The sequence below is a fragment of the Micromonospora sp. L31 genome, from assembly GCF_052068075.1.
Taxonomy (GTDB): domain Bacteria; phylum Actinomycetota; class Actinomycetes; order Mycobacteriales; family Micromonosporaceae; genus Micromonospora; species Micromonospora purpureochromogenes.
In genome coordinates, this window is the sequence record NZ_JBQHDC010000006.1 from 98,930 (window position 1) to 110,382 (window position 11,453).

An 11,453-nucleotide genomic window follows, 5' to 3' on the forward strand; every position below is an offset into this window, starting at 1 on the left:
GTGAACGGGGTGGGGCGCGGCATTGATCGTGATGGACATCTGCGCACCCCCTTCCGCCCGTCGGGCCGACGCGACGATCTTGTCATCCCGGCCCGGGGCTGACAACCCGGGTCAGCCCAGCAGCGCGCCGATCAGCGCCAGCGTCCCCATCGCGCACGCGGTGGTCACCACCACCGTCTCCCGGGCAACCACCTCGGCCCGCCCGTACTCGCGGGCGAAGATGTAGGTGTTCTGGGCGGTGGGCAGCGCGGCGCAGACCACCAGGGCCAGCAGGTCCGTGCCGGCGACCCCGACCAGCCGCCCGACCGACCAGGCGATCATCGGTTGGACCAGCAGCTTCAGGCCGGAGAGCAGGGCCACCTCCATCTTCGCGCCGCCCCCGCGCGACCGACCGCCGGCCGCCGGGACGCCCTCGGTGACCTCGCCGACGGTGCTGCCCGCCGCGCCGTCGACCGCCGGCGCCGCACGCACTGCCACGACGGCGCCGGTGGCGGCGACACCGCCGGAGGCCGGGGGGCCGGCCGCGTGCGGTCCCGTGCCGACGGGCGGTCCGGCGTGGGGAACCGGCCGGTCGCCGGCAGGCGGCCCGGCGGCGCGCGAGCCGGCGGTGAGCGAGAGGCCGAGCGTGACCAGCGCGGTCGGCACGGCCGCGGCGCCGAGCAGGGCGAGCGGAGCGCCGATCAGCTCCGGCGGCCGCCAGTGCAGGGCCGCGCAGAGCGCGCCCAGGGCCGGCCCCGCGATCACCGGATTGCGTAGCGGCAGGGTCAGCAGCCGCCCGGGCCGCCACGCCCGCCCGGCGGACCGGTCCAGCAGGACCAGCACCACCGGGGTGACCACCAGCACCTGGAAGAGCAGCACCCCGGTGAGGAAGGTGGCGTCGCCCAGCACCTGCAGCGCCACCGGGATGCCCAGGTTTGCCGAGTTGACGTAGCCGGCCGCCATCGCCCCGATCGTCGCCTCGCCGCCCGCACGGCGGCGAGTCACCGCGCAGAGGACGAACGCCAGCGCCATGGTGGCGGCGGTGCTCGCCGCGAAGGCGCCAAGTGCGGGCAGGCGCACGTCCAGCTCGGTGCGGGACAGCGCGGTGAACAGCGCGGCGGGCATCGCCAGGTGGAAGACGAAGCCGCCGAGCACCCGCTCGGCCGCACCGCCCAGCAGTCCGCGTCGTCCGGTCAGCCAGCCGAGCCCGGTGAGCACCCAGATGGGTACGAAGGCGGCGAGCACCTGGGCAGCGTACGGACGCCCGGGCGGGCCGGCGTCACCGCCTCCGGTGCGGCTCCGACCGGAGGGCCGGCGCGGCGCCGCCGGAGCGGGCCGGGGTCGCCGGGCAGTCGACGTCGGCGGCCGGCAGCGCGACGGTCACCTCCAGGCCGCCACCGGGGCGGGCGAGCACCGTCACGGTGCCCCCGTGCGCGTCGCAGACCGCCCGGACGATGGAGAGCCCCAGCCCGGAGCCGCGCGCCCCGGTCCGTTCCCGTCCGCCCCGCCGGAACGGCTCGAACAGCCCCGGCACGTCGGCCTGGTCCACCTCGAACCCGGTGTTCCCCACCACCAGCCGGGACGTCCGCCCGTCGGAGTCGGTGCGCACCCAGAGCCGCCCGTGCAGGTGGTTGTAGCGGACCGCGTTCTCGATCAGGTTGCCGGCCAGCCGGTCCAGCAGCCCCGGGTCGCCGACCACCGGGGCGGGCCGCAGCGAGGTCTGCACGCGCAGCCCGATCCGCTCCACCTCCCGGGCCATCGCGGACAGCGCGTTGGCGGTGCCGGTGGCGAGGTCGCACTCGGTACGCCGGGCCAGCCGGCGGCCGGTCTGCGCCTCGCTGCGGGCCAGCACCAGCAGCGCGTCCACCAGTCCGTTGGCCCGCTCCGAGGCGTCGCGCACCACGGTGGCCATCCTGCGGTACTCGGCGGTGTCCGCGTCGTCGTCGCTGAGCGTCACGTCGATCTCGGTACGCATCACGGCCAGCGGCGTGCGCAGCTCGTGCGAGGCGTTGGCCACGAAGCGTTTCTGCGACTCGAACGCGGCGGCGATCCGGTCGAGCATCGCGTCGAAGGTGCGCGCCAGCTCGGCCACCTCGTCGTCCGCCCCGGACCAGCCGATCCGCTGGTCGAGGGTGGCCTCGCCGAGCCGCTGCGCGGTGGCGGTGACCTGGTGCAACGGGCGCAGCGCCCGGCCGGCCACCAGGTAGGCCCCGGCCACCCCGACCACGCTGATCGCCAGCAGCGCGACGAGCCCCTTGAGCAGCAGCTCCTGCGAGGCGGCGTCGACGAGCTGGCGCTGCCAGTCGGCGGCGTCCAGCGACCGGCCGTCGGCCAGCAGCACGGTGGTGCCCGGCCGCAGCTCGTCGCTCGGGCGCAGCGCGTCGCGGACCAGCAGCCAGGCCAGTACCACCAGGACCGCCCCGGCGCCGACCAGCAGCACCCCGTTGAGCAGGGTCAGCCGCAGCCGCAGGGTCGGACGCAGCCGCCGGGTCACGCGCTCACCTCGGCCGTCCGGTAGCCAGCGCCGACGACCGTCTCGATCAGTGGCGGGTCGCCGAGTTTCTTGCGCAGGGTCATCACGGTCACCCGGACGATGGTGGTGAACGGGTCGGTGTTGGCGTCCCAGACCCGCTCCAGCAGCTCCTCGCTGGAGACCACCGCGCCGCGCGCCTTGACCAGCTCGCAGAGGACGCCGAACTCCTTGTTGGTCAGGTCGACCGGCGCCCCGCCCCGGGTGACCACCCGGCGGGCCGGGTCGATCACCACGTCGCCGACCTCCAGCACCGGCGGGGCGGCCGGGGTGGCCCGCCGGCCGAGCGCCTGCACCCGGGCGACGAGTTCGTCGAAGGCGAACGGCTTGGGCAGGTAGTCGTCGGCGCCCAGGCCGAGCCCCTCCACCCGGTCGGCGACGCTGTCGCTGGCGGTCAGCATCAGCACCCGGGTCAGGGTGCCGGAGGCGGCCAGGTCGGCGCAGATCTGGTCGCCGTGCACGCCGGGCAGGTCCCGGTCGAGGACCACCACGTCGTACCGGGTGACGAAGGCGGCCTCGTGGCCGGTGTCGCCGTCGTACGCCACGTCGACCGCCATGCCGCGCTTGCGCAGCCCGCGCGCGATCGCGTCGGCGAGATTCCGCTCGTCCTCGACCACCAGCACCCGCATCCCGACCTCCTCGCCGACCTGCCCGACAACCTAGTGCCGGCCGCCAAACCGGCGTCACCGCCCGCCCGGGTCGTTGCAAGAAACCTCCGGGGTACGGGATGCTTTCGGCGCTGATCTACAGGGGGACGGGCCGTGACCGCGACACCGACCGGGCGGGACATCGCCTACCGGGGCTTCCGCCTCGCCGTCGACGCGCGCCTCGGCACCGGCGTCGGCGTCCGGCCGCACGCCGGCGGGCTGGAGCTGACCGACCCGGTCGACCGGCGCGCGCACGACGGCGGGACGTACGAGGTCGGGAGCTGGACCTCTCCCCCGGTGCCGGCCGGCTTCGCCGTCGCGGAGCTGGTGCCGTCCTGGACGGCCCGGACGCCGCCCGGCTGCTGGGCCGAGGTGGAGCTGCGCGGCTGGCACGCGGACGCCCCGACCACCGGCTGGTACACGCTGGCCCGCTGGGCGGAGGGCGAGGAGCCGGTACGCCGCACCTCGGTGCCGGGCCAGCGGGACCCCGACGCCCGGGTGGACACCGACACGCTGGTGGTCGGCGAGGCCACGGTGACCGGCTGGCAGGTCCGGGTGACCCTGCTGCGCCCGGTGGGCGCGACGACCGGCCCGGTGCTGCGCACGGTCGGCGCGGTCGCCTCGGGACCGGCCCGCCGCCCGGCGGCCGACCCGACCGGCCAGCCCCCGCACGGAACGAACGGACAGACCGACGAGTCCGCGACCGGGCCAAACGCCGGCGCGGCCGCTCACGGGCCGGCGGCGGGCGCGGGTGTGGCCGGCGCGCGGGGCGTGGTGCTGGCCGTGCCCCGCTACTCCCAGCGCCGGCACGCCATCGGGGGCGAGTCGCGCTGGGGCGGCGGCGGGGACTCCTGGTGCAGCCCCACCTGCATGTCCATGGTGCTGGCCTTCTGGGGCGCCGGGCCGCCGGCCGAGCGGTACGCCTGGGTCGAGCCGCCCGGCCCCCGCCCGGTGGTGGTGCACGCCGCCCGGCACTGCTACGACCACGCGTACGCCGGGGCCGGCAACTGGGCGTTCAACACCGCGTACGCCGGGCTGCACGGGGTGGAGGCGTTCGTCACCCGGCTGCGCTCGCTGGCCGAGGCGGAGGCGTTCGTGGCCGCCGGCGTGCCGCTGGTGGTCTCCGCGGCGTTCCGCGCCGGCCAGGTGCCCGGGTTGGACTACGACACCCGTGGGCACCTGATGGTGCTGGTCGGCTTCACCGAGGCCGGCGACCCGGTGCTCAACGACCCGTACGCGCCGGACGACGCGTCGGTGCGCCGGACCGTGGACCGGGCGCGCTTCGAGGCGGCCTGGCAGGACGGCAGCGGCGGGGCGACGTACGTGGTCCACCCGGCGTCGGTGCCGCTGCCCGCGCCGCCCGCCCAGCCGAACTGGTGATCAGCGGGGCGGGCGGACCGGTTCGACGAAATGGCCCACCTCGCCCAGGTCGATGACGGTCATCGGTTCAGCCGCCAGATGCCGAAGCCACCGCCGCTGCGGCGACACAGCAGCAGTCGCGTGCCGGCCTGGCAGTCGCCGGTCACCCCGGCGAGCACCTCGAGGACTCGGGTCCGGCCGCCGGCGACGTCCAGTTCGGCGACGAACAGCAGGTCGCCGTCGGCGGGCCGTACCCCGATCGGGCGGTCCTCGGCCGGAGCCCGGCCGGAGACCTCCCAGGTGCCCAGGTCGGCGACGGCCCGCCCGGTGGCCGTGTCGAGGACCGCGAAGGAGTCCTGCGCGCCGCTGCCCGGGCCTCTGACCAGCATCCGGCCCTCCCGCTCGACGAGCGTCTCGTGCCAGCGGGTGGCCCGCCACCGGACGTCCCCGGTGGCCCGGTCCAGCGCCCACATCCCGCCGGTCTGCCCGTACGCGCAGAGCAGCGGCCCGCAGGCGGCGAAGTAGGCCACCAGTCCCAGCCGGATCTCCCAGCGCCGGTCCAGCTCGTCCAGGCCGTACGCGGTCACCAGGGCGGCGTTGTCCCGAAGCATCAGCAGCAGCTCGTCGACCGACTGGCTCCGCTGGTGGACGGGGAGTTCGCCGGGGCGGAGGTCGACGCTGCGCAGCCGCACCCCGCTGCGGGCGTCCCAGACCTCGACCTGCCCGGAGGAGGGGCTGGCCACGATCCGGTCGACACCGTCGGGCCGGAACCGGTAGGTGGTGGCCTCCACCGGCGTCGCCACCGACCAGTCGACCCGCCCGGTGGCCGGGTCGACGGAGCTGACCCGCCCCGGCTCCTCACCCTCGTTCTCCACCGCCAGCAACGCGTCCCCGGCGGGTGCGACGTGCCCTGGCCGCTCCCAACGCAGCCGCCCGGTGCCCAGGTCGAACGCGAGGGCGCGGCGCGGCCCGCCCTCGACCGAGCCGCCGGTGACCAGCACCACGTCCCGGTGGACGATGACCGCACCGTCGGTGCCGGCGGCCGGCAGCGGCGTGCGCCACAGCGGCGCGAGTGGACCGTCGCCCGCTTCCGGGACGGCGTACGCGGTCAACTGCCCGCCCCGCCCGGCGGGTGCGTCCGCCGGCTCCAGCAGGAACAGCCGGTCGCCCTGGAGGTAGGCCGTGGTGGTGGACCGGGCCGGGACGGTGAAGCTGGCCGGCGCCGTCACCGGGGCCGCTCCGGCCAGCGAGACCAGGGTGAGCACGAGGGCCGCCGCCACCCGCGCCGGCCGCCCGACGGTATGCGGCCGACGTCGGCCCGGTTCCGGCACGGGCTCCTCGCGGACGTCACCCAGATCAATGAGCGCCACGCCCGACCACCCCCCGACCACCGGCTGCCGGCCGCAGCGCACCCTGCGGGACGCCCCACCGGCCCGGCGGGTACGCCGGGTCACCGCCTGTACGATGGCCCGTCGTGGCTGTGCCGGTGGTAGATCCCTCGTTGAACCAGACGTCCGCGCCCGAGGCGGTCGAGCCCGTCGCGGCCGATCCGGCACGGCGGCCCCGTCGGCGCCCGAGCCGGGCCGACGTGCTGGCCATCGGAGCCTATGTGCTGCTCGGCGTTCTCGTGTGCCTGAACTACTGGATGGACGTGCAGCACCGGGTCTCGTCGCACCTGCCGACCGACCACAGCTGGTTCGAGTGGCTCTTCCAGCACGGCGCGTACTCGGTGCGCCACCTGGAGAACCCGCTGTTCAGCGCCCGGCAGAACGCCCCGGACGGGGTGAACATGATGGCCAACACCTCGCTGCTGGGCATGACCCTGCCGCTGGCGCCGGTCACCCTCCTCTTCGGTCCGCAGGTGACGTACGCGCTCTACCTGGGCGGCGCGCTGGCCGCGACCGCGGGCACCTCGTACTGGATGCTGTCGCGCCACCTGGTGCGCTCGCGGGCGGCGGCCTTCGTCGGCGGCGCCTTCCTCGGCTTCGCGCCGGGCATCGTGCACCACGCCAACGGGCAGCCGAACTTCGTCTCCAACTTCCTGCTGCCGGTGATCGTGGCCCGGGTGCTGCGCCTGGGCGAGCCGGGCCGGTGGCGGCGCGACGGGGTCGTGCTGGGGCTGCTGGTGGCGTACCAGATCTTCATCAACGAGGAGATGCTGCTGCTCACCGCGCTGGCCTGCCTGGTGGCGGTGCTGGCGTACGTGGTGCAGCGGCCCCGCGCGGCGCGGGCCCGGGCGGGCGGTTTCCTGGCCGCGCTCGGCCTCGGCGGCGGGCTGGCCCTGCTGCTGACCGCCTACCCGATCTGGTACCAGTTCAACGGCCCGCAGTCCTACCGAGGCTTGCAGGGTGGGATCTTCCACAACTGGGGCGAGGACCTGATGGCCTTCGTCACCTTCGCCCGGGACACCGTGGCCGGTGACGAGGCGGTGGAGAAGACCATCGGCCTGACCGAGCAGAACACCTGGTTCGGCTGGCCGCTGGTGCTGGTGGCGCTGGTCGCCCTGGTGCTGCTCTGGCGTCGCTCGCTGCCGGCCCGGATCGCCGGCGTGCTGGTGCTGGTCTTCACCGTCGCCGCGATCGGCCCGAAGGTGCGCTTCGACGGGGTGGAGACGACGGTCGACGGCCCGTGGGCGTACATCCCGGACGACCTGCCGCTGGTGGAGATGATGATGCCGACCCGGCTGGCCCTGGTGGTGGCCGCGGCGGTCGGCGTCCTGCTCGCGCTCGCCTGGGACGCGGCGGCGGGTTACGGCCGCGCCCGGGTCCCCGCGCCCCGCGCGGCGGCCGACGACGCCGGCACGACGGCGGCGAGAGCCACGCCGGCCCGGCGGCGCTGGGTCCGGCCGGTCGGGTACGCGGCGATCACGCTCGCCGTGCTGCCGCTGTTCCCGCGCCCGCTGCCGGCGCAGCCGGTCGACCCGCCGCCGCACTTCATCACCGCCGGCGGCTGGCGCCCGTACGTCCCGGCGGGCCGGACCCTGGTGCCGGTGCCGATCCCGAGCAACGTGCACGGCCTGCCCACGCTGCGCTGGAGCGCGCTGACCGGGCACGAGTTTCCGGTGCCGGGCGGCTACTTCATCGGGCCCAACCTCGATGGTGAGGGGGTCTTCGGCGCGCCGAACCGGCCCACCAGCACCCTGATCTACGCCAGCATGGACACCGGCACCGTGCCGGCCCTGACCGAGGAGAACCGCCGCCAGGCGGTCGAGGACCTGCGCTACTGGAAGGCCTCGGTGGTGGTGCTCGGCGCACACCCGCGCGAGGCGGTGCTGCGCGAGCTGATGACCGGCCTGATCGGGCCGGCGCAGCGGGTCGACGACGTGTGGCTCTGGGACGTGCGCCCGCTGGTCGGCTGACCGCCCACCCGGCCCGCCGAGGGCGGGGAGGTCAGGCGGTACGGGCGGTCAGCGGCCGGACGTCCCAGACCCAGACGTCCAGCTCCCGCTTCGCCGGGCCGACCAGCTGCTCGACGGTGCGCCGCAGCGGCTCGGCGTGCTGGTGGCCTGCCGGCAGCACCAGGACCGCCGCGTTCCAGTGGCGCAGCTCGTCCAGGCAGCGGCGGCGCTGCCGGTCGTCCAGCTTGGGCGTACGCCCGGTGGTGGCGACCTCGTCGAGCAGCTCGCCGATGCCGCTGGGCCGGCCGCCGAAGCGACCAGGGTCGCCGGTGTTGCCGTTGCGCGGGGCGAGGAAGTAGCCGCCGGGGATCTTGAAGTCGAGGTTGGTGGAGGCCGCCCACCGCATCCCGTGCGTGTTGCCCATGCTCGGCACGGGCACCGGCACCAGCGTCTGGTCCGGGCCGACGTACTGCCGCCAGCGGTCGGCGGTGATGAAGGTCGGCACCGGCGGGCGGGAGGTCACCTTCAACGGCATCGGCACGATCGGCAGCAGCGCGAGCACCAGGGCGCCGACGGTGACCGTCTTCGCGTGCCGCCACTCGATCCCGCGCAGCGTCCATGCCCGCTGCACGGCCAGCGCCAGCAGCATGCCGATCACCACGCTGGTGATCAGGGCGAACCGGGTCGGCACCACCGCGTCGAGCAGCGGCAGCCGGACCAGCAGGTCCCACGGTCCGGTGAAGAGGTCCCGGTCCCACCAGGACACCCGCTCGCCCAGCGAGAGCCCGGCGAAGAAGAACCCGGTCGCGGCGAGCGCCCGGACCAGCACCTCGCGGCGCAGCCAGACCACGATGCCGACGGCGAGCAGCGACAGGCTCCAGCCGAAGAAGGCGTTCTCCTCGGAGTAGTTCGGGGCCAGGTTGACGTTCGCCCGCTCGTTGCCGCCGAAGGTCGGCGAGCCTGGGGCGAAGAAGGCGGCGATGTCGTTGCCGTAGTCGCGGACCGCGTCGCTGAGCCCGTGGTACGCCATCGGCCCGGCGAACTGGATGTAGAGCGGGTACGCCAGCAGCGCCCCGGCCAGCACCGTGCACACCGGCAGCCCCTTGGCCAGCGGACGCCAGGCCACCGACCACAGCGCCGGGCGCTGCACCACCATCGCGGTCAGGAAGACGCCGCAGGCCAGCGCGGTGAAGAGCAGGATCTCCTCGTTGATGAACGCCTGCACGGTGACCAGCAGCGCCAGCAGCGCGCCGTCGCGCACCGGCCGGGTGGAGCGGGTCAGCACCATCACCCGCCAGACGATGAACGGCAGCAGGAACTGGGAGATGATGTTGGGGTGCCAGTTGGCGTGCGACAGCATCGCCGGTGAGAACCCGCAGAACCAGGCGCCCACCGCGGCGGCCAGCCGCCGGCGGACCAGGTGCCGGGAGAACACGTGGTACCAGGCGGCGGCGGTGCCGCCGAGACCCAGGGTGACCAGCACCACGAAGGACACGGCCGGTCCGAAGAGCAGGGTGACCGGCACCATCGGGATGCCCAGCGCCAGCACGGCCGTGTTGGCCATCAGGTTGACGCCGTCGGGGTAGTTGAACTGGTCGGTGAAGAACGGGAACTCGCCGTGCAGCACCACGCGTACCGAGTGGGCGAGGAAGAACTGCACCTGGGCTGGGTCGCTGCTGTAGAGCGAGGCGACCCGGCCGGCCGGGTCGACCCAGAGCTGGCTGGTCACCCAGAGCGCGACGAGCAGGAAGATCCCGTAGACGGCGAGGTCCTTGCGCCGGGCCGTCCAGCGCCAGCGCCGCGCGGGCGCCGCCGCACCGTCGCCGTCCGCCGTCGCCGGCCGCTTCCCGGGTACGCCCCGCGCCGGCGCGCCGACGGCCGGCGCCGTCGGGGCGGGCGCGTCCACGGCCGGTGCCGTCGGGGCAGGTGTGTCCACGGTCGGTGCCGTCGGGGCGGGTGTGTCCACGGCCGGTGCGTCCACGGTCGGCGCTCGGCCGGCCGGTGTGTCCACGATCGGAGCACTCCCGGTCGGCGCGGTGGCAGCGGGTGCCTTCGCCGCCGGTGTGTCGAGGACCCGCGCCGGGAACGCGGTCGCGGTCGCCGTGGCGCCGCGGGCGGAGCCCGGAGAGGCGTCGGGGTCCGGTGCGGAGGCGCCACGGGGCTCGACAGACGTCACAGTCGGCGGAGTCTACCGGAGCCGGAGAATAGCCCGAAATTCACACTGCTGTCCCTTGTGGCCGTCGGACACGGCCGCGAGGCGCTCCCCGACCGTTGCGTACCATGTGGGCTTCCGGCAACGACGGCGAGGCGATCGGGAGGCGTACAGGTGGCTTCAGTCCGCCGCCGCGGCACGACGGCCACCGCACTGCTCACCATGGTGCTGGCCGTGACCGCCTGCGGCCCGGTCGCCGACCGGGGGGCCCGCGAGCTGCGGGTCGGCTACGACAGCCTGGACGGCACGCTGCCGGTCTGGCCGCCGCGCGGCTCGCTCGCCGGGGACGCCGCGGCGACGCGGGCGGTCACCGAGGCGGTACGCGCCTGGCGGTCGCCGATCGACGACCGCGCCCACCTGCCCTCCTCCGGCATCCTCTTCTCCGGGGAGGTCGACGGCACCCGGCTGGCCCTGGTCGCCGCCGACGTGCCCGGCGAGGGCGCGTCCTGGCTGCTCCAGCTCACCGGCGACGGCGGCCGGTACACGGTGACCCGGGCCAGCGAGTACTCCGACCCCGGCTACCTCGCCTACGCCGACGTCCTGCCGGTGCAGCTGGCCGACGGCCGGCGCTACCTCACCTCCGGGCGGGTGGAACGCCTGCTCGGCCCGAACGGCCGGGCGCTGGTGCTCTCCGACGGGCTGAGCCGCCCGGTGCGCGTGCCGGCCTGCGCGGCCGTGCCGGTCACCGCGACGCTGCGGGCCACCGAGTCGCTGCCGCGCGGTCGCGCCGCCGAGCGCCTGCTCGACCTCGGCACCGCCACCGCCGAGCCGCGCTACCCGCTGGTCCGGGACGAGACCGGCTCCGGCCGCCGGGCCCTGGACGGGCTGGACACCTGCGTGCTCGCCGACGAGCGGGGACCGTTCGGCAGCGTCCCGCGCCGCATCGGCGACCGGGACGCGCCCCGCTCGGCCCCCGAGTCGTGGCCGATGGAGAAGGTGAGCGTCCGGGCGATCGGCGAGATGGCGCTGGGCGGCGGCGACCCGGGCGACCTGGAGCAGCTCACCTGGGAGACGGACGCCGGCACGATGACCGCGGTGGTCTACCGGCCCGCCGACGGCGGCACCCCGGTGGTCTCCCCGGCGGACCGGTCCAACCCCCTGCAGACGTACGTGCTGCCGGTGCCCGGGCAGCCGCTGGTGGTGCTGACCTGGCGGGGCACCCGGGACGCCTCGCTCTCGGTGCCGCCGGGCACGCCCCGGCTGGTGGACCGCCCCGGCCTGGCGGTGGTGCCGATGCCGGCGGCGAAGCAGACCTTCAGCCTGGCCGGCGCGGAGAAGACCTACTACCGCTCCGTCGGCGGCCGCTGACCCGCTGGGGCGCGCCTCTCCGGGGGCACCGCACGGCGGGAGAGCCGTCGGGACCGGGGTGGACCTCCACCTCCTGTGGAG

8 protein-coding genes are annotated in these 11,453 nt (G+C 75.5%); 3 read left to right on the forward strand and 5 right to left on the reverse strand.

Annotation, left to right across the window (positions count from 1 at the left end):
- Positions 1-111 precede the first annotated feature (111 nt).
- Genes ACTMS9_RS17930 through ACTMS9_RS17940 form a run of 3 tightly spaced genes read right to left on the reverse strand, consistent with a single transcriptional unit; the run spans position 112 to position 3,138 of the window.
- Complete coding sequence (locus tag ACTMS9_RS17930; protein WP_441165521.1) at positions 112-1,224, reverse strand: AEC family transporter; 1,113 nt, start codon at positions 1,222-1,224, stop codon at positions 112-114.
- A 34-nt stretch (positions 1,225-1,258) separates the two neighbouring features.
- Positions 1,259-2,473: a sensor histidine kinase gene (locus tag ACTMS9_RS17935; RefSeq protein ID WP_441144198.1), complete on the reverse strand. Its 1,215-nt coding sequence runs from the start codon at positions 2,471-2,473 to the stop codon at positions 1,259-1,261.
- Complete coding sequence (locus tag ACTMS9_RS17940; RefSeq protein WP_088963314.1) at positions 2,470-3,138, reverse strand: response regulator transcription factor; 669 nt, start codon at positions 3,136-3,138, stop codon at positions 2,470-2,472. Before ACTMS9_RS17940 ends, ACTMS9_RS17935 begins: the two co-directional genes overlap by 4 nt.
- A 132-nt stretch (positions 3,139-3,270) precedes the next feature.
- Between ACTMS9_RS17940 and ACTMS9_RS17945 the strand changes: the two genes are divergently transcribed.
- The gene (locus ACTMS9_RS17945) at positions 3,271-4,536 is read left to right on the forward strand and encodes a C39 family peptidase (RefSeq protein ID WP_441165522.1); all 1,266 of its coding nucleotides are present in this window, start codon (positions 3,271-3,273) and stop codon (positions 4,534-4,536) included.
- Between the two features lie 59 nt (positions 4,537-4,595).
- Here ACTMS9_RS17945 and ACTMS9_RS17950 read toward each other — a convergent pair whose 3' ends face one another.
- Entirely contained in the window at positions 4,596-5,885 is a 1,290-nt protein-coding gene (locus ACTMS9_RS17950; RefSeq protein ID WP_441165523.1) for an outer membrane protein assembly factor BamB family protein, read from the reverse strand.
- 116 nt (positions 5,886-6,001) lie between these two features.
- Between ACTMS9_RS17950 and ACTMS9_RS17955 the strand changes: the two genes are divergently transcribed.
- Positions 6,002-7,873 carry a hypothetical protein gene (locus tag ACTMS9_RS17955; protein ID WP_441165660.1) on the forward strand — a complete coding sequence of 624 codons (1,872 nt, stop codon included), beginning with the start codon at positions 6,002-6,004 and terminating at the stop codon, positions 7,871-7,873.
- A 31-nt stretch (positions 7,874-7,904) separates the two neighbouring features.
- Here ACTMS9_RS17955 and ACTMS9_RS17960 read toward each other — a convergent pair whose 3' ends face one another.
- Positions 7,905-9,818 carry a hypothetical protein gene (locus tag ACTMS9_RS17960; RefSeq protein ID WP_441165524.1) on the reverse strand — a complete coding sequence of 638 codons (1,914 nt, stop codon included), beginning with the start codon at positions 9,816-9,818 and terminating at the stop codon, positions 7,905-7,907.
- A 360-nt stretch (positions 9,819-10,178) separates the two neighbouring features.
- On the opposite strand from ACTMS9_RS17960, the gene ACTMS9_RS17965 reads away from it, so the two are divergent.
- Complete coding sequence (locus ACTMS9_RS17965) at positions 10,179-11,372, forward strand: hypothetical protein (protein WP_441165525.1); 1,194 nt, start codon at positions 10,179-10,181, stop codon at positions 11,370-11,372.
- Positions 11,373-11,453 lie beyond the last annotated feature (81 nt).